This is a genomic window from Phycisphaeraceae bacterium, from assembly GCA_019636555.1.
GTDB lineage: Bacteria > Planctomycetota > Phycisphaerae > Phycisphaerales > UBA1924 > JAFEBO01.
In genome coordinates this window covers 2,426,645-2,443,626 of the sequence record JAHBXH010000001.1, presented here as the reverse complement: position 1 = coordinate 2,443,626, position 16,982 = coordinate 2,426,645, and the positions used below count along the sequence as shown (strand labels likewise).

Annotated in this window: 18 protein-coding genes; 10 read left to right on the top strand and 8 right to left on the bottom strand. The window is 61.9% G+C overall.

Features of this window, described 5'->3' with window-relative positions; all coding sequences use genetic code 11:
• Positions 1-171 precede the first annotated feature (171 nt).
• The 3 genes from KF691_10280 (at position 172) to KF691_10270 (ending at position 1,472) form a co-directional block, all read left to right on the top strand.
• The gene (locus tag KF691_10280; protein MBX3389826.1) at positions 172-429 is read left to right on the top strand and encodes a hypothetical protein; all 258 of its coding nucleotides are present in this window, start codon (positions 172-174) and stop codon (positions 427-429) included.
• The gene (locus tag KF691_10275; GenBank protein MBX3389825.1) at positions 426-1,055 is read left to right on the top strand and encodes a sigma-70 family RNA polymerase sigma factor; all 630 of its coding nucleotides are present in this window, start codon (positions 426-428) and stop codon (positions 1,053-1,055) included. The genes KF691_10280 and KF691_10275 overlap by 4 nt, the downstream gene beginning before the upstream one ends.
• Before the next feature lie 198 nt (positions 1,056-1,253).
• A complete protein-coding gene (locus KF691_10270) occupies positions 1,254-1,472 on the top strand; it encodes a hypothetical protein (protein ID MBX3389824.1) in 219 nt (72 codons plus the stop codon).
• 12 nt (positions 1,473-1,484) lie between these two features.
• On the opposite strand, the gene KF691_10265 is transcribed toward KF691_10270, so the two are convergent.
• From KF691_10265 to KF691_10245, 5 genes are all read right to left on the bottom strand, one after another.
• Positions 1,485-2,084: a hypothetical protein gene (locus tag KF691_10265; GenBank protein ID MBX3389823.1), complete on the bottom strand. Its 600-nt coding sequence runs from the start codon at positions 2,082-2,084 to the stop codon at positions 1,485-1,487.
• A gap of 129 nt (positions 2,085-2,213) precedes the next feature.
• On the bottom strand, positions 2,214-3,278 hold the full coding sequence (rfbB, locus tag KF691_10260) for a dTDP-glucose 4,6-dehydratase (protein ID MBX3389822.1): 1,065 nt from the start codon (positions 3,276-3,278) through the stop codon (positions 2,214-2,216).
• A 140-nt stretch (positions 3,279-3,418) separates the two neighbouring features.
• A complete protein-coding gene (gene rfbD / locus KF691_10255; protein MBX3389821.1) occupies positions 3,419-4,276 on the bottom strand; it encodes a dTDP-4-dehydrorhamnose reductase in 858 nt (285 codons plus the stop codon).
• Entirely contained in the window at positions 4,273-4,767 is a 495-nt protein-coding gene (locus KF691_10250; GenBank protein ID MBX3389820.1) for a dTDP-4-dehydrorhamnose 3,5-epimerase family protein, read from the bottom strand. Before KF691_10250 ends, rfbD begins: the two co-directional genes overlap by 4 nt.
• A 62-nt stretch (positions 4,768-4,829) precedes the next feature.
• On the bottom strand, positions 4,830-5,558 hold the full coding sequence (locus KF691_10245; GenBank protein ID MBX3389819.1) for an NTP transferase domain-containing protein: 729 nt from the start codon (positions 5,556-5,558) through the stop codon (positions 4,830-4,832).
• A gap of 107 nt (positions 5,559-5,665) precedes the next feature.
• Between KF691_10245 and KF691_10240 the strand changes: the two genes are divergently transcribed.
• Positions 5,666-6,784 (top strand): glycosyltransferase family 1 protein, encoded by a 1,119-nt coding sequence (locus KF691_10240; protein MBX3389818.1) that lies wholly within the window; start codon positions 5,666-5,668, stop codon positions 6,782-6,784.
• 24 nt (positions 6,785-6,808) lie between these two features.
• Here the strand turns inward: KF691_10240 and KF691_10235 are convergent, their stop codons facing one another.
• A complete protein-coding gene (locus KF691_10235; GenBank protein ID MBX3389817.1) occupies positions 6,809-8,221 on the bottom strand; it encodes a M20/M25/M40 family metallo-hydrolase in 1,413 nt (470 codons plus the stop codon).
• 260 nt (positions 8,222-8,481) lie between these two features.
• Between KF691_10235 and KF691_10230 the strand changes: the two genes are divergently transcribed.
• The 3 genes from KF691_10230 to KF691_10220 are packed head-to-tail and all read left to right on the top strand — an operon-like array spanning position 8,482 to position 11,590.
• A complete protein-coding gene (locus KF691_10230) occupies positions 8,482-9,477 on the top strand; it encodes an alpha-ketoacid dehydrogenase subunit beta (protein ID MBX3389816.1) in 996 nt (331 codons plus the stop codon).
• On the top strand, positions 9,474-10,145 hold the full coding sequence (locus KF691_10225) for a hypothetical protein (protein MBX3389815.1): 672 nt from the start codon (positions 9,474-9,476) through the stop codon (positions 10,143-10,145). The genes KF691_10230 and KF691_10225 overlap by 4 nt, the downstream gene beginning before the upstream one ends.
• A gap of 17 nt (positions 10,146-10,162) precedes the next feature.
• Entirely contained in the window at positions 10,163-11,590 is a 1,428-nt protein-coding gene (locus KF691_10220; GenBank protein ID MBX3389814.1) for a 2-oxo acid dehydrogenase subunit E2, read from the top strand.
• A gap of 3 nt (positions 11,591-11,593) precedes the next feature.
• On the opposite strand, the gene KF691_10215 is transcribed toward KF691_10220, so the two are convergent.
• The gene (locus tag KF691_10215; GenBank protein MBX3389813.1) at positions 11,594-12,229 is read right to left on the bottom strand and encodes a response regulator; all 636 of its coding nucleotides are present in this window, start codon (positions 12,227-12,229) and stop codon (positions 11,594-11,596) included.
• A 27-nt stretch (positions 12,230-12,256) separates the two neighbouring features.
• Positions 12,257-13,942, bottom strand: coding sequence for a hypothetical protein (locus KF691_10210; protein ID MBX3389812.1), 1,686 nt, complete (start codon positions 13,940-13,942; stop codon positions 12,257-12,259).
• Positions 13,943-13,980: 38 nt separating this feature from the next.
• On the opposite strand from KF691_10210, the gene KF691_10205 reads away from it, so the two are divergent.
• From KF691_10205 to KF691_10195, 3 genes are all read left to right on the top strand, one after another.
• Complete coding sequence (locus tag KF691_10205) at positions 13,981-15,375, top strand: hypothetical protein (protein MBX3389811.1); 1,395 nt, start codon at positions 13,981-13,983, stop codon at positions 15,373-15,375.
• Positions 15,376-15,525: 150 nt separating this feature from the next.
• Entirely contained in the window at positions 15,526-16,005 is a 480-nt protein-coding gene (locus KF691_10200; protein ID MBX3389810.1) for a PTS sugar transporter subunit IIA, read from the top strand.
• A complete protein-coding gene (locus tag KF691_10195) occupies positions 16,005-16,922 on the top strand; it encodes a polyprenyl synthetase family protein (GenBank protein MBX3389809.1) in 918 nt (305 codons plus the stop codon). Before KF691_10200 ends, KF691_10195 begins: the two co-directional genes overlap by 1 nt.
• Positions 16,923-16,982 lie beyond the last annotated feature (60 nt).

The following is a 16,982-nucleotide window of genomic DNA, read 5'->3' as shown; positions in this document are numbered from 1 at the left end:
CGACGGGCCGCGCCGGACGCGATCGGCCGCGTCGAAACGAAAAAGTCATACGTCGTTTGGAAATCGGAATTCTTGGCGTAATTGACTGTCAAAACAGGCGTTACGAAAGTTAGGTGTCGTGGATTTCGTCTGGCACGCCCGTTGCCTTTGTCATCCAAAGGAGTACGGCGCGTGTTCAAGATAACGACAAGCCGATCGGCGTCCGGGGAACCCGAGGTTCGGGTAGAGGGCCGATTGGACGACGCGGCAGTGCTCGCCCTGGCGCGCGCCGTCGAGCATGCTGGTGAGAAGTTCACGCTGGACTTGAGCGATGTGACGGCGCTTTCGGAAGCGGCGCGCCGGTTTGTTTCGGGAATTCAGAGCCGCGGCGGCAATCTCAAGGGCGGATCGCTGTACATCAAGCGGCTGCTCGGGGAGGCACGGTCATGATGTCCATAGGAACGATGAAGCAGAGCGAGGCGTGCGAAACAGATGATGCCGCGTTGCTCGCGCGGCTGCGGACGGGCGAAGAGCGCGCGTTCGATGAATTGACGGATCTGGCTGCCGGCCGCATGCTCGCGGTCGCGCGGAAGATGATGCCGAACGAGGCGGATGCGGAAGAGGCGGTGCAGGACGCATTCCTGAATGCTTTCAGGGGCCTGGCGGCATTCGATGGGCGATCGAAACTGACCACATGGCTGCATCAGATCACGGTGAATTCGTGCCTGATGAAATTGCGGAGCAAGCGCCGCCGGCCCGAAACTTCGATCGAGGCGATGCTCCCGGCGTTTCAGTCGGATGGACACCAGGTGCGATCGAGCGAGCGGTGGGCCGAAGTTGACGAATCGACACTGGAGCGCCACGAAATCAAGACATTGGTGCGTGCGAAGATCGAGGAATTGCCGGAGCAGTATCGGGTGATTCTCATGCTGCGGGATGTTTCGGGCCTCGACACCGAAGAGACCGCGAGAACGCTTGGTGTCACCCTCGATACGGTGCGCACAAGGCTTCATCGCGCGCGGCAGGCGCTCAAGACGCTGCTCGATCCGTACTTTGAATCGGGTCGCGCGGAATAGCCGCCGGACCAGATCGCCAAACAGGCAACGGATTCTGGGACTCGCGATTTCTCGCGGACACCTCGATGGCACCCTAACGGGGGATTCGATTGGACCGGATGCCGAAGAAATGTCGGCGGCAGGGGCGGGCTGCGCGTGAAACGCGTGAATTCAGCAAACTGCCGGTCGCGTTTGAAAGTAAGCGCCGATGACACTGGTATGGAACTCGGCAGTCCCGTATCGCTGATTTCGGGCGTTCTGATCGGAGCAATCGGAACGGGGATGTTCATCTACGGAAAGAAACAGGAGCGGCCGCTGACGCTTTTCACCGGCGCGGCGCTCTGCATTTTTCCGATGTTCGTCGCGTCGGTCCTCGCGATGTGGCTGATTGCCGCGGGGTGTATCGGCGGGTTGTATGTTGTCTCGCGGAACGGCTGAGCGGCACTGAAACTAGCGGCGAGAACGGCGCGAACGCGGGATGACCATGATCATCGCTGCCGCCATCATGGCGATCGTTCCTGGGCTGGGAATGTCCTCGGTGACGATGAATTCGAAGTTGTAGTTGGCCGGACTCAAACTCGATTGATCGATCCAGAACGTGAACATCTCGCCGTCGGGGGAGCCTTTGAAACCGATCGCGTCGGATGCGCTGCCAAGGGATTGGAGCAGGTCCGTGCCGATATCAGAGTGGAAGAACGAGACATAGCCGAGCACGTTGCGCAGGTCTGTTCCGGCGGCGGGCTCGGTGAAGATTGAGCCGGATTGCAGGCTGAGGAACGTGGCCTCGCTGCCGGACGAGGCGCGAAGGATGATCGCGGTCAGGTGTGTACCGGAGGGGAGCGCAAGCGTGAAATAGTCGCGATCATTGCGGTCGACGCTGCCGTCGATGAAATTCGAGCCAAGGTCGACATGCAGAAGCGTGGGCAGGAGGGGGTTGGAAGAAAGATCGCCCGAGGCCAGCTCGTTGAAAATCAGCATGGCGCTCGCGGGTGCTGCCGCGGCCGCCAGAGAGCCGGAAAAAGCGAGCAGTGCTTGGCGTAGGCGAGACATGGCGTGCGGCTCCATTGGCGCAGCGCGACCTCGCACAAATGTTGCGCAACCCGATGAAACATGCCTCAAGGACTGGAAACGGGCAACCCAAAAACACTCGGCATTTGGCGGGATTGAAGCGACTTCTGATTAAGCGCTTGCAGAAGCTGGGCTTGCGAGTGGGGCTGCCGGGCCACGATTTGCGTACAAAGTTTCGTGAAACTCCCGATACGCGCCGCTTTTGATTCGCTGCCACCAGCCAGGATTCTTCACGTACCAGTCGACCGTCTTGATCAGCGCGTCGGGCCATTGTGAGCGAGTCGCGTTCCAGCCGAGTTCGCTTTGGATCTTGGATGAATCGATCGCGTAGCGGCGGTCGTGGCCGAGGCGATCTTCAACGTGACGGATGAATTCGTCGCCTTTGCCCAGGATGTGGAGGAGCGAACGGGTGAGATCGAGATTCGACTGCTCGTTGTCGGCGCCGATGTTGTAGACCTCGCCGGGCTTGCCTCGTTCGAGGACGGCGAGCACCGCTTCGCAGTGGTCTTCGACGTGGATCCAATCGCGGACATTGAGCCCGTCGCCGTAGAGCGGGACCTTCTTGTCCTCGAGGAGATTCGTAACAAAAAGCGGGATGACTTTTTCGGGGAACTGATAGGGCCCGAAGTTGTTGGAGCAGCGCGTGATGCAGGTGTCGAGGCCGAACGTGTGGTGCGCAGCGCGGACGAGCATGTCGCTCGCGGCCTTGCTCGCGGAGTAGGGGCTGTTGGGCTTGATCGCGGATTCTTCGGTGAAGCGGAGTTCGCGGCGATCGAGCGGCAGGCTGCCGTAGACCTCGTCGGTGCTCACGTGCACGAACCTTGTCACTTTGCCGGCGACGGCGGCGTCGAGCAGGGTTTGGGTGCCCAGAACATTGGTGCGAATGAATGGGCGGGTATCGAGGATCGATCGATCGACGTGCGATTCGGCGGCGAAGTGGACAATCGCGTCGGCCTTGGCGACGAACGGGCGGATCGTTTCGGTATCGCAGATGTCGGCGTGAACGAATGAGTAACGTGGATTTCCCTCGAGGTCACGGAGATTCTCGGCGTTGCCGGAGTAGGTGAGCGCGTCGAGGTTCGTGATGTGCGTTTGCGGGCGTGCGGCGAGGACATGGCGCACGAAGTTGGAGCCGATGAAGCCGCTGCCGCCGGTGACGAGGATGCGTGAGAACATGCGTTGATTGTATGAGAAGAAAAATGAATCACCGCAGAAACTCAGAGGTGCGGAGAGAGACGGAAAGAAGGATGGCGATGAAATGCGGGTCTGCCGAGATGCCAAGGCGTGAGTCACCCAGTTGATGCGACGGAGCGCGATCATGGTTCTAAGCACGCGATGACTTCGGAGAGATTTGATTGCCACGCGGGAAAGGGGCCGAGTTCTTGTTCGGCCTTTGCGATATCGAGCACGCTGTAGGCGGGGCGCTTCGCCTGTCTTGGGAATTCGGCGGATGTGCAGGCGATCACGTTGCAATGCGCGCCGGTGAGGCGGACGATTGCCGACGCGAAATCGAACCGAGTGCACTCGCCGGAGTCGGTGATGTGCCACGTGGCGCGGCGGCCTCGGTCGAGCAGCGAGAGTGCAGAGCGCGCAAGGAGTTGTGCGCTGGTGGGGCGGCCGCGCTGGTCGTTGACGACTCTGAGCTCGGGTTTGGTGCGTGCCGCGGCGGCGATGGTGCGGACGAAGTTCTTGCCCCAAGGCGCGTAGAGCCAGCTCGTACGGATGATGAGGTGTTCGCAGCCGGATTGCTCGATGAGCTCTTCTCCGTGCGCCTTGCTCTGGCCGTACTTGTTGACCGGGTGGCGCGGAGCATCGGTCGAGTATGGCAAGGTGTTGTTTCCATCGAAGACATAGTCGGTGCTGAAATGAATAAGCGGAGTCGCATGCGCCTTGCAGAGGCGAGCGAGTTCTCCGACGGCGCGGCCGTTGATCTGTTCAGCGAGATCCGAATTCGATTCGGCGCCGTCTACGTCGGTGTAGGCGGCGCAGTTGATCACCGCGGACATGCGCGGCGAGAAAGCGGCGCGAATGGAATCGGGACGCGTGAAATCGATTTGTGGAAGCGTGAGCGCTTCGAATGGGCGGCCTTTTGCTTGGAGCAATCCGGCGAAGGCGCGACCGAGCATGCCGTCGGCGCCCAGGAGCACGATTGGTTTTTCTGTGAGCGCGCTCATCGCGGCTGGACGGTCCACGGGAACCAGGAAGGCGAATCGAACGCGCGGCGTTCTTCATCGGGCTTGGAAGCGTCGTAGGCGTGGGAGACGTAGTAGAGAAGGCTCGCAGGCTCATTGCCGACGGTCGCGGCGCCGTGCCAGAGCGGTGGAGGGATGATGACGAGCGCGGGCCGATGCTCACCGATGATGGCCATCCAGGCGCGATCGTCGTCGCGATGCACACCAACCTTGATTTGGCCTCGCACACAGATCCAAAAATCCGTCTGCTTCTGATGGCGGTGCCACGCCTTGATGATGCCCGGATACTGGAGCGAGACGTTGAGTTGTCCTTCAGAGGACATCACGCCCTGCAACTGGTTCATGATCGACCAGCCACGATCATCGGCGAAGAGATTCAGGGGCAGGAGCAGAGGCTCGTTTTTCTGTTTCGCCGCAGCGAAGGCTTCGGAAGCGGAGCCGGTGAAGATCTGAATGGGGGAGATTGCTGGCATCGGAATTGAAGGGTAGTGAAGAAGTACTCCCTTCCGCAACCCCTTCCCTCAGGGAGGGGGCTTCAAACGTGATTGGCGCCGCCTTCGGCAACGAACTTGGAGGCACGGAAGAGACTCTGGAACGTGCCGGCGTCGGTCCACCAACCTTCAAGGACTTCGTGCGTCAGAGTACCGGCCTTCAGGTAGGCGTTGTTGACATCGGTGATTTCGAGTTCGCCGCGGCCGGACGGTTTGAGCGTGGCGCAGATATCGAAGACGGTCTGGTCGTAGAAGTAAATTCCGGTGACCGCGAGATCGCTGGGCGGGTTCTTCGGCTTCTCAAGGATTTCGGCGATGCGGTTGTTCTCGAGACGAACAACGCCGAAGCGGTGGGGATCGGGCACTCTCTTCAGCAGAATCTTGGCGCCGTGCTTCTGCTCGCGGTAGTTGTTGGCGGCAACGCGGATGTTCTTCTCGATGATGTTGTCGCCAAGCACCACGCAGATGGGCTGGCCATCCGCAAAATCCTGCGCGAGTTTGAGCGCATCGGCGATGCCGCCGCTGCCTTCCTGATAGGCGTACTCGAGATGGCGGATGCCGAGCTGTTTGCCATTTTTGAGCAGGCGGAGGAAATCCCCCGCGTGTTCGCCTCCGGTGACGATCAGGACTTCGTCGATTCCCGCGTTCAGCAAGCACTTGATGGGGTAGTGGACCATCGGCTGGTCGTAGACAGGAAGCAGATGCTTATTGGTGACGAGCGTGAGCGGGGCGAGGCGCGAGCCCGTGCCGCCGGCGAGGATGACGCCTTTCATGGGACCTCCAATCGGAAGCGTAGTTGGGAAAACTGCCAAGCAGCAAAGGGGCAATGGGGCGAAGGGAAGCAAGGCGGAGGGCGTGCAATGGAGTACAGTCGAGGCGCATGTCGTTTACGGCAAGAGAAATGATGCGGGCGATGGCCGCGGAGACGGCGCTCGAGCCGCTTGGTGCGCCGGTCTATTTCGTGATGCGCGATCCGACACGAATCGCGGCGTTTCGGGAACTCTTCGAAACGAGCGGAATGCCTCCGTCGGCATCGGTGTATTGGAACAAGTGGGACGGTGAGACCGCGTGGATCATCAACACATACATCCAGTTGCGGCGGCGGGGGATTGACGCGCGGCTGACGGACCGGTTTGTGCCGCAGGGCCTGTGCGTCGCGACCTATGACGATCTGCGTCGCGGCGGGATGCCGTGGCGGAGTTACGTGATTGCGTGCCGCATGGATCGGGCGCGGCCCACGCTCTGTGAAGAGGTGATCGTGCAGAATCGGACGCGGTGTGAGCGGCCGACGGACCACTATATTGCACACTGGCCGCAGTTGTCGCTGCGCCCGCGCGATGACGAGCGGGGCGCGCGGCTCGAAAACATGGTGTTCCACGGCGAGATGGACAATATCGATCAGGAATTTCGGGGCGAGCGTTTTCGTGATGCGCTCAGGGAACTCGGGATCTCGTTCGTGGTACACGGGCTCAAAAGCAACCGCGTCGGGGTTTCCGGAAGAGACTGGTCGCAGACGGATGCGGTGCTCGCGGTGCGGGGCGGGACGGAGTACTTCCGCTCCGTGAAGCCGGCGCTTAAACTCGTCAACGCGTGGCAGGCGGGGTGCCCGGCTTTGCTCGGTCCCGAGGCGGGGTACCGCGAAGAGCGGCGGAGCGAACTCGACTACTTTGAAGTCGCGACGGCGGAGCAGGCGCTGGGGGCGCTTCGGCGATTGAAGGATGAGCCGGGACTGTTTCGCGCGATATCGGAAAACGGTCGGAGGAGAGCGATGGAGCACACGCCGGATGTGATCGCGAATCGCTGGTGCCAGGTGCTCGCTCGCGTCATCGAGAACGGGTATTCGAAATGGATGAAGCGATCCGCGGCATCGCAATTCTGTGCCGGCGCGGTTCGTCACTTCGGGCGAACAGTGATGCACAAAATCGAGCGAGAAAAATTCTGGAAGGCGCTCGGGGGTCGCAGTTACAAGTCAGCCGCGACGGTGAGATCGAGCTCGTGATTCGGGCGCACGGCGGTGCGATCGTCACTCGGCCCCCTGATCCGCGAAGGCGACGATTGATCGGAAGCCGTCTTTGCGATAGGCGCGCACACCAAGGAAATAGTCGTCCTTGCTGATGGGAAGTGTGATTTCGGTCACGTTGCCAACATCGCGAGCGAAGGTCCACATCGGTGAGGTCGTGTCGCGCCAGACGATTTCGTATCCGTCCGCATCGGGGCTTGTGTCCCATCGGAGCGTGGTGGCATTTTCGAGTTTGGCGGTGATGATGCGGGCTCGCTGTGGCACTTGGGGAGCATTCGCGAGGTTGATGAGGCACTTGGCGTTGAGGCGCGCCACGTTCGAAAGGTACTCCGGATCGACAAACCGAACGACATCACCGGTTTCGCGAGCGTGGCCACCTCCGATTTGTGGCGGACCCGACACGTTCTGGTGCTGACGCGAATAGGTTTCGTTGCTCGCGGTGAAGCGGACGGCAGGAAATCCGGCCTGGTTGAACATCGAGTGATCGCCGCCGCGGAGGAAACGGTCGAGACGAAAGACCAGCCGCGGCTGCACGGCGGTTTTTTCGATCGCCGCGATTTCGGCGACGTATCGCGCGAGTTGGCGTGATGGCGAATCGGATTCGGCCGAGAGAGCGCGAAGCCGCGCGAGTTGCTCCGCACTCGCGTTGCGCGGCAGTCCTTCGGAAAAGACGCGGATCACGGTCGGCTGAGCATCAAACCCATCAGTCGGCGGTGCGGAAGGATCGCCGACGATGTCGTTGTTCAGGACCGCGACGATATTTTCGTTGCGGGCCCGGGCGGAATCGGCGTGATACTTCGCTCCGACGAGCCCTTGTTCTTCGCCGATCGTGCAGAGGAAGACGACGGTCGCGCGCAGGTTTTCTTTCGCCAGCGCGCGGGCCGATTCGATGACCACGGCGCAGCCGGATGCATCATCGTTCGCGCCGGGCGCATCGCCTATGGGGTCCATGACATTGGCGTTCATGCTGTCGAGGTGGCCGACGACGTAGACGCGACGGTTTGCCGCGGCGGGATCGGTGCCGGGCAGAACGGCGACGACGTTGGCGACCCTTGCGTATTCCTTGATGCGAGGTCCGACCGGGGCATCGAACTCTTCGAGCGACGCTTGAATGCGCGGCCCCGCGGCACGGAATTGCTCGAGAACCCAGTTGCGGGCGGCGCCGATGCCGCGGGTTTCGGAAGTGGTGTCGGACAGGGTGTGACGCGTGCCGAAGTCGGCGAGTTTCTGGACAATCGCGATGGAAGCTTGGGGCGTGATTGAGTTGGTTGCGCTCGTATCGGGTACAGGAATGCGCGCGGGCTGAACGAGCGGAAGCGTGGGGTTCGGAAGGTCTGCCGCGGGTGCCATGAAACACACGGCAGCGGATGAAACGAGCCACCCGGCCAGAACGATGGAAGGGAATCGGGAAGGCATTCCAAGAGACTACAGCAAGCAGGGGAGGCGGTTTTGGGCTGCGAGAGCACTTTGCGCGCGTAGAATCCTTGTCCGGCGCAGGAAAGCCCCATGAGAGGCTTGGGCGACGGGTTGACAAACGACGTTCGTCGGCTGCTTGGAATCGCGCGGCGGGACCCGCCTCAAAGGGGTGGGCCACCAATGAGTCGGTTTCCCGGCGTCGGGTTGAAAGGGTTTTCATGGCTGCCGAGTTGATGTTGCCGGAGATGGGACTGGATCCGATGGGTGGAGGAACGGCGCGGGAGATCCAGTTCCGCGAGGCGCTGCGCGAGGCAATGACCGAAGAAATGCGCAAGGACGACCGGATCTTCCTGATGGGAGAAGAGGTTGCGCAGTACAACGGCGCGTATAAGGTCAGTCAGGGGATGCTGGATGAATTCGGCCCGAAGCGGATCATCGATTCTCCGATCTCGGAGAACGGGTTCGCCGGGTTGGCGGTCGGTGCGGCGATGTACGGTCTGCGTCCGATCATCGAGTTCATGAGTTGGTCGTTCAGCCTCGTCGCGGCGGACCAGCTTTTGAACAACGTGCCGAAGATGCTTTATATGAGCGGCGGGCAGTGGGGCTGTCCGGTTGTATTCCGCGGCAACGACGGCGCGGGCGGTCAGCTCGGATCGACGCACTCATGGTGCGTCGAGGGCTTGTACAGCAACGTGCCGGGCGTCAAGATCGTGATCCCGAGCAATCCGTACGAGGCGAAAGGGCTGCTCAAGACTTCGATCCGCGACGATGACCCGGTGTTTTTCCTCGAGAGCGAGCGCATGCTCGGCGACAAGGGGCACGTGCCTGGCGGGGAATACACGATCCCGTTCGGCAAGGCGGCGCTGCGCCGGCAGGGCGATGACTGCACCGTGGTCAGCTTCGGCCGCCCGGTGAATTTCTGCATGGATGCTGCGGACGAGTTGAAGAAGGAAGGAATCAACGTAGACGTGCTGGACATGCGCACGATCCGCCCGCTGGACATCGATTCGATTCTGGAGAGCCTGAAGAAGACAGGGCGGATTGTGGTGGTGGATCAGTGCTGGCCGTTCGCGAGCGTCGCATCGGAAGTCGTTACGCAGGTGTGCGAGCGTGGGTTTGACTATCTCGATCATCAGCCGCTGCGTGTGAACACCGAAGATGTGCCGACGCCATACGCAAAGAACCTGGAGGCGCTGTATCTGCCGCACAAAGGGAAGATCATGCAGGCGGTGAAGGCGAGTTTGGGACGGCTGTGAGACTTATTGACGGCGATTATCGCGGAATCGAGCAAGCAGTGTCACGCGAGAATGTGAGTATTCCCGCACGACTGGCATACGCGACGACTTTGCGTCGCCTTGCTGCCGGTCTGATCACGACCTGCGAGCACGAGAGTGCGTATTTTCGCATTTCCAAGTTCTATGGCTCCGATGACGCCGTTGCTGCAATTTGGGAACGTGTGATTGCAACATACGGCGATTTTCATGATGGCAAGCTCCGTGGTCGTCATGCCTGGTCGCGCGAGACCAAACGCTACGTGTCACAGTGCATTCTGCTTCTTCGTACATCGCGCCAGCACGAAGCATGCGAGTGGCCCGCCGACGACAAGATTGCGCCGGGTAAGCAGATTCCGTTCGTGACGCGGTGCGTTCTGATGGCAGGCTGGATTGCCCTGGTTCTTGCGCCTGTAGTGTTTCTGTGTGCCGGCCTCGTCTGGCCTGCACTGGTCGGGATTGCGGCTTGGGGAGTCTTTGGCTTGACGCTTGCGATCTCGCACGAAATTCAGGACAGACGCATGGCCGCGTTTGAGGTGCAGCCGCCATTCAACGTTGTGAGTGCTTGGCCGTTTGCTACGCGTGGGGACCTTGCTGCCGCCCGCCGACATCCGACGTATCTTTGCGGTGATCGTCCCGTTTCTATCGCTTGATCGACTGAGATCCCACCATGCCTATTCGAATCGAAATGCCCCGCCTCTCCGACACCATGCAGGCCGGAACCGTCGTCAAGTGGAACGTCAAGGAAGGCCAGAAGGTCAAGAGCGGCGATGCGCTGGCGGATATCGAGACCGACAAGGCGACGATGGAGTTGCAGAGCTTTGAAGACGGGACGGTCGCGTCGATCGCGGTTCCGGAGGGTCAGAACGTGCCGATCGGCACGGTGATCCTGGTTCTTGCGGCACCTGGCGAAGACGTTGCTGCGGCAAAGAGTGGAGGCGGCGCAGCGCCGGCGCAGAAGCAGGCCGGCGGATCGCCCGTGAATTCTGGGCAGAGCGCGACCGCGACGATGGAGCCCCCGGCGGGCCCGACATCCGCGGGTCAGTCATCGGCAGGGCAGGCATCGAATGGGCATGCCGCGCCCGGACGAGATGGAGGACGGGTATTCGCAAGCCCGCTGGCGAAGAAGATCGCGGCGGAAAGCAATGTGGATCTCGGTTCGCTTCAGGGTTCGGGCCCCGGCGGACGGATCATCCGGAAGGATGTTGAAGCAGCGGTGGGCGGAGCGCCGGGTCGTGGCGCGGGTGGGTCGCAGGCTCCTGGTTCGGCTCTGCATACGGCCAAGCAGGCCCAGCCGCTCGCACGCACGCAGGTGAGCCAGCCGACGCGTCCGGCTCCGATGGCCATGCCTTCGAGCGGCGGTGGACTGGTCGCGCGGATTGTGCCGCTGTCGAACATGCGGAAGACCATCGCGAAGCGCTTGGTTGAAAGCAAGACGACGATTCCGCATTATCAGGTGACGGTCGAGGCGAGCATGGACGCGCTGGTGGAACTGCGCGGGCAGTTGAACGAGCAACTCGCGAATCAGGGAATCAAACTAAGCGTCAACGATTTCCTCGTGCGTGCGTGCGCGCTCGCGATGCATCAGCATCCATACGTGAACACGAAGTGGGCGGGGACACCGGGTGGTGGGGGCAATGAAGCGATTGAATACCTACCGGACGTGAACGTCGGTGTGGCGATCGCGCTGCCGGTGATGGAAGACGGCACCGGCGGCGGGCTGGTGGTCGCGACCATCCGAAACGCCGATGTGCTCGGCCTGCGCCAGATTTCGGCCGAGACCAAGCGTCTCTCTGAGAAGGCACGCACGAAAGGCCTGAGCGTCGAAGAAATGAGCGACGCGACGTTCACGATCAGCAACCTCGGCATGTTCGGCGTGGAAGCGTTCACCGCGATCATCAACCCGCCCAACACGGCGATTCTGGCGGTGGGTGGCGCGGTCCAAAAGGCAGTCGTGAAGGAGGGGCAGATTGTGCCGGGTCATGTGATGAGCATGACGATGAGCAGCGACCATCGCGTGATCGACGGCGCCATGGCGGCGAGCTACCTCAACACGGTGAAGAGCCTGCTGGAGAAGCCGGCGACGCTGCTGGTGTGACGGCTAGAAGCCACCGGCACTCAGCCATTCACTCGGCTTGCGTTTGAGCGCCCCCGCGATCGAAAGCAGCGATTCCAAACTCGGCAGGTGTGCGCCACGTTCGATCGACGACAACTGGCTCACGCTGATGCCGCTCGCATCGGAGAGTTCCTTGAGCGTCCACGCGGCCTCGGTCCGCGCGAGCCGGATGGCGCGACCGAGTTCAGCACGCAACTTATCCTGCGGTCGCTGCCCGAGTCCGAGTGCTTCGGCGGCCTGCGCAAGCGCACGGCGCAGCTCGGCGAGCGAAAAGGGTTTGGCGAGATAGTCGAACGCCTGCTGCTTGAACGTCTCGCGCATCGAGTCCATCGATGGGTAACCGGTGACGACGATCACCGCGAGGCGGCTCCAGCGCTTGCGGATTTCCTGGAGAACCGTTTCGCCGCTCTCGTGCCCCATTTTGATATCGAGCAGCACGAGATCGGGCAGCCGCGATTCGCAGGCTTCGAAGAACTCTTCGGAATCAGAACAGACGCGCACCTCGTGACCATCCTGCTGAAGAGTTGTGCGCATGTACTGACGGAAATCTTCATCGTCGTCGAGGCAGACGATGGAGAGCGGAGGTGCTCCGGTCTCGGATTGTTTGGCGGTTTCGGTCATATAGGGGCGAGGAGTGCGCCGACGAGGTTAGCGAGGGGAGTTTGCCAGCGCGGCGAGCCCGCCCCCTGCCCCCTCTCTGGGGGCTTCTGAGGATGCGGATCGGCTGATCGAGAGCATGATCTCGAAAACCGCGCCCGAAAGGTCGGACGAGACGGTGTCGGTGGCGGATCGGTTCCGGGCGAGCAGTATCCCGTCGTGCTCGCGGATGATTCCCTCGGCGACGGCGAGACCCAGGCCCGTGCCGCGGCTGTCGAGGCGCGTACTTGCGAAAGGCTCGAAGAGCGTCGGAAGGATCGCGGCGTCGATGCCGGGTCCGGTGTCGCGGATGCGGATCGAAAGCCAGTCCGAGCCATCGCGCTGGATTCGTTCGGCATCAACGACGATCCGGTCGACCGACGAAACCGGCCGATCGCGCCGGGAGTTGATGGCGTCCGCGGCATTTCGAAGCAGATTCACGAACACTTGCGTGAGGCGATCCGCATCGCAATCGATGAAGAGCGCGGGATCGACCCTGTTCTCGATCGGCGCGGCCCGAACGGAGCGATCGAGGCGCACGAGCGTCGCCGCCTCGTCGATGATCGGAGCAAGCAGCACGGTGCGGCTCGATGGCGGACGAACCCGGGCGAAATCAAGAAGACTCTCGCTCAATCGTTCGAGGCGTTCGACGACTCGGAGCATGAGGGCCGCACGTGTGGGCTCGACCGGGTTTCCCGGATGGGCTGCGATTTGCTCGACGCTGCCCTTGAGCACTGCGAGGGGCGTATTGAGTTCGTGGGCGATGCCGGCGGACATCATGCCCAGGCTCGCAAGGCGATCGGCATCCGCCAGGTTTCGCTGCGCGGATTGAAGGAGATGGTTCTTGCGCTTGAGATCGGTCGCGGCTGTTTCGAGCTGGGAGAGCGCGAGATTCAGCGCCTGCTGGATATTGCGGAGGGCGCGGATGGAATCGTTGCGCGAGCGCATGATTTCCCCGAGTTCGTCGCGCGGAATATGGACTTCGGGAACCAGTTCGCCGTCGCTTCCGGTCTGTCCGGCCTGATTCTCCTGGACGACTTTGTCGGCTTCGAGGATCCGCCGGATCGGGTCATACACCGACTGCGGGAGCACGAAGATCTCGAGCGCGAGCGCGACCAGCGCATAGACGACGAGAAGCGCAATGAGCGTGTAGAGGTAGAGCCACATCACGTTCGATCGGGCTTCGGGGCTTGTCGCGGAGAGGACGATGTAGCGTCCTTCCGTCCCGCCGTCCGGCGTAATAAAAGCGACCGCCGCGGCCTCCCAAGGCGGCGAATTCAGTTCGAGCGGAGTATTGGGCGCAACGCTGGCACTCACGGCGAGTTCGCGAGGGATTCCCAAGTCGGAAGCGGAGCCTTCGCGAAAAATGATGTGCGGATGTCGATCGAGGAACGCGCGGGCGCGGCTCTCCTGTTCGTCAGAATGACTCGAAAGCCCGGGCGCGAGAACGGAGAGCAGGTCCATCGAAGCGCGGGAGTCGGCGCGATCGACGATGCGGGCGATCGCCGGGCGGAGTGCAACGATCAGAACGAGAGTGAGGCCCAGCGAAAAAAAGGTGTGGAGGAAAAAAAGCTTCTTGCGGATGCGCATGCCGGCCAGTAATCCGCGCCCGCTCGTGGCGCGCGGAACGACCTTGGCGATAATCCTGCGAGGCCCCGTGGCCAAAGGCTTTGCCGGGTTGGGTGTGCGCTCCGACATCGTGTCTGATCTATTTTACGTTGGGACTAGACTCGACTGTGACCAAAGCGCGGAGCGACATCCAGGGACACCCCGAAGCGCCGGATCCGGCGCGGGCCTACGCCATCGAGGCGATCGCGGCACAGGCAAAGCGATTTCCGGACCTCGAATTCCGAGGTGACGCAGACTTTGCGGCAGGGCGCGACGGGGCCTTTGCGCACGCGATCTTCGACTCGGTGCTCCGCCGGTGGTTGACTCTGGAATTTGTGATCGCCAGGGGATTGAAGCAGCCGTTCTCGGCGATCGAGCCGGACCTGCGTGCAGTCTTGCTGGGGGGCGCTGCACAGTTGCTGTTTCTCGATCGCGTGCCCGATCACGCGGCGATCGACGAGAGCGTGCGTCACGCCAAGTCGCGGATTCGCACAGGCGCCGGAGGATTGGTCAATGCCGCGCTACGACGCGTCGCGGAATTGAAGGGTGAAAGTGGTGCGCGACCCGACGACTGGATGCAGCGACGAGATTTGCTGCTGACCCCGGACGGGAAGGCCATGAAGATGCGCGCAGAAGTGTTGCCCCGCGAATTCGCCCATCGCCTGGCAATTCAAACAAGTCATCCCGAGGGGCTTTTGCGAAGGTGGATCGCGGCGCACGGTGAAGAAAATGCGTCCTTGTTCGCGATGAAGGGAATCGCAGCCGTACCGACGATTCTAAACATTGAAGCCGACGAATCCGAGGGCGCGTTGCTGGTTGACCGCGGCCTCGCAATGCGTCACGAAGACCCGCTTGCGCTCGTCTGGACCGGCGACCGGACGAGCCTTCGCGAAGTTCTCGCGCGGAATCGATTGTGGGTTCAGGATCCCTCGTCGGCGGAGGTGGTGCGCACCGCGAGCGTGGTCGAAGGCGCAGATCGGGTGCATCGGATCGTCGACCTGTGCGCGGGCCAAGGAACCAAGACTCGCCAGTTGCTGCAACGTTTCAGAAATGCATCGGTGCTTGCGGCGGATGTGGACGACCGGCGGCTCGAGACGCTGAAACACGTATTTCAAAGTGAGCAAAGAGTGGAAGTCACGCACGCCCGCGCGGTGCGCGAAGGAAACGGCAAGGCTGATCTCGCCCTGCTCGACGTGCCGTGTTCCAATTCGGGTGTGCTCGGGCGCCGAGTGGAGGCGCGATACCGGATCCGCGGAAAGTCAGTCGCGGAACTCGTGGAGATTCAGCGGGCGATTCTACAACAAGGTGCGGCGATCGTTCGGGACAGAGGCTTCGTCGTCTATTCAACATGCAGCCTCGAACCGGAGGAGAACTCCGAACATTTGAAATGGGCGCGCCACGAGCTGGGGCTCGAGGTATTGGCGGAGCGCTCGAATGTGCCGCGGGGGGGCTGCGGGCTTGATCAGGGCGTGGCTCGTGACGGTTCGTACGTGGCGGTTCTGAGAAAGGGTGGCGGACGGTAGAAACCGGGCGCTCGAAGGCGCGTCGTCGTTGCGACGGGAATTGGAGGATGCACCTCGCAGGGCTGAACTGGCGCGTGATGCGGAGCGGAGAACGGCCGACAGGCGTACACTCTCGCCCGTTCGAATCCGGAAAGAGTTCGTGAGCGCTCCATGAATCTTCTCGACATACTCAGCATCGATTGCATCCGCGCGCCGCTCATCGCATCGGACAAGCTCGGCGTGATAAACGAGCTGGTCGATGTTCTCGGCGCGACGGGCCGCGTGAAAGACGTTGCGGCGCTCAAGGATGCGGTCTGGACGAGAGAACAGACTCGAACGACGGGGATCGGGCACGGCCTTGCAATCCCGCACGGCAAATGCGCCGGAATGACCTCGCTCGCCATGGCGATCGGAAAGCCGCGCGAGCCGATGGATTTTGACTCGATCGATCGCCAGCCCGTTCGATTAATCGTGCTGCTCGCGAGCCCGCCGGACAAGACCGGCGATCACATCCAGGCGCTTGCACAGGTCAGCCGCCTGATGATGATGGAGCAGTTCCGCCAGCAGGTTTATGCGGCACAGTCGCCGCAGGAAATCTACGAATTGCTCCGGACTCAGCAGCAGGTCACGCCTGTTGCCGGAAAGTCCTGATGGGCGCGGGTGATCCCTTTTCCGTGCTCCCCCGTATCGAGCGCGCTCTGCGTTCATTCGTCGAGGGTCTGGAGATCGGGGAGAGTCTCAAGAGCGCGATCGCCTATTCCCTTTTGTCCGGCGGCAAGCGTTTGCGGCCGGTCTTGGCTTGGCATTCGTGTGCCGCGGCAGGGGGCGATCCCGAGGATGCGCTTCCCGCGTGCGTTGCCCTCGAACTCGTGCACTGCTTCAGCCTCGTGCACGATGATCTGCCGGCGATGGATGATGATGATCTGCGCCGGGGGGTGCCCACTCTGCACAAGCACGCGGGCGAGGCGATGGCGATCCTCGCCGGGGACGCGATGATGACGCTTGCCTTCGATCCGCTGACGACGGCCAGAGTTTCTTCCAAACTCGGGGCGGCGGACCCACTTTCGGTCGCGCTCGTTCGCGATCTGGTGCGTGCGGCAACCGCCATGATCAGCGGGCAGGTCTTCGACACGATTCCCGGGACGGTTCCCGGTGGGAGCGCGATCGAACGCGTGCGGGTGATTCATCGCAACAAAACAGGCGCACTCATTCGTTCGTCGTGCACGATGGGGGGCATGTGCGCGCGATTGAGCGGGGGCGGGAGCGACGCCAGCATCACATCGCTGGCGAAATTCGGCGACGCGGTGGGACTGATGTTCCAGATTGTCGACGACCTGATCGATCTCGAGCAGCCGAGCGAGCTCGTTGGCAAGCGGACCGGCAAGGACGAGCAGGCCGGCAAGTTGACATATCCCCTGGCGTACGGCGGAGGCAATGAAGGAGCAGGAAAGTGCCGCGAAGAAGTTGCGAAACTTCGGTCGGAGGCGTTCGAGGCAATTGCCTGCTTTGAAGGCAAAGCGGGCGCGCTCCGAGAACTCGTTGATTTTCTGGCGACTCGCAAGAAGTAGATCAGGCCGGGCGAACTTTGGAACGGGGCGCGGGTATGGAAATCCCGCGCTGCGGCGCCC

Coding starts and splice junctions, on each gene's coding strand:
- KF691_10240 (MBX3389818.1), top strand. CDS start 5,666: ATGTCGTTTACGGCAAGAGAAATGATGCGGGCGATGGCCGCGGAGACG.
- KF691_10220 (MBX3389814.1), top strand. CDS start 10,163: ATGCCTATTCGAATCGAAATGCCCCGCCTCTCCGACACCATGCAGGCC.
- KF691_10210 (MBX3389812.1), bottom strand. CDS start 13,942: ATGTCGGAGCGCACACCCAACCCGGCAAAGCCTTTGGCCACGGGGCCT.
- rfbD (MBX3389821.1), bottom strand. CDS start 4,276: ATGAGCGCGCTCACAGAAAAACCAATCGTGCTCCTGGGCGCCGACGGC.
- KF691_10250 (MBX3389820.1), bottom strand. CDS start 4,767: ATGCCAGCAATCTCCCCCATTCAGATCTTCACCGGCTCCGCTTCCGAA.
- rfbB (MBX3389822.1), bottom strand. CDS start 3,278: ATGTTCTCACGCATCCTCGTCACCGGCGGCAGCGGCTTCATCGGCTCC.
- KF691_10245 (MBX3389819.1), bottom strand. CDS start 5,558: ATGAAAGGCGTCATCCTCGCCGGCGGCACGGGCTCGCGCCTCGCCCCG.
- KF691_10265 (MBX3389823.1), bottom strand. CDS start 2,084: ATGTCTCGCCTACGCCAAGCACTGCTCGCTTTTTCCGGCTCTCTGGCG.
- KF691_10195 (MBX3389809.1), top strand. CDS start 16,005: ATGGGCGCGGGTGATCCCTTTTCCGTGCTCCCCCGTATCGAGCGCGCT.
- KF691_10270 (MBX3389824.1), top strand. CDS start 1,254: ATGGAACTCGGCAGTCCCGTATCGCTGATTTCGGGCGTTCTGATCGGA.
- KF691_10230 (MBX3389816.1), top strand. CDS start 8,482: ATGGGTGGAGGAACGGCGCGGGAGATCCAGTTCCGCGAGGCGCTGCGC.
- KF691_10275 (MBX3389825.1), top strand. CDS start 426: ATGATGTCCATAGGAACGATGAAGCAGAGCGAGGCGTGCGAAACAGAT.
- KF691_10215 (MBX3389813.1), bottom strand. CDS start 12,229: ATGACCGAAACCGCCAAACAATCCGAGACCGGAGCACCTCCGCTCTCC.
- KF691_10200 (MBX3389810.1), top strand. CDS start 15,526: ATGAATCTTCTCGACATACTCAGCATCGATTGCATCCGCGCGCCGCTC.
- KF691_10235 (MBX3389817.1), bottom strand. CDS start 8,221: ATGCCTTCCCGATTCCCTTCCATCGTTCTGGCCGGGTGGCTCGTTTCA.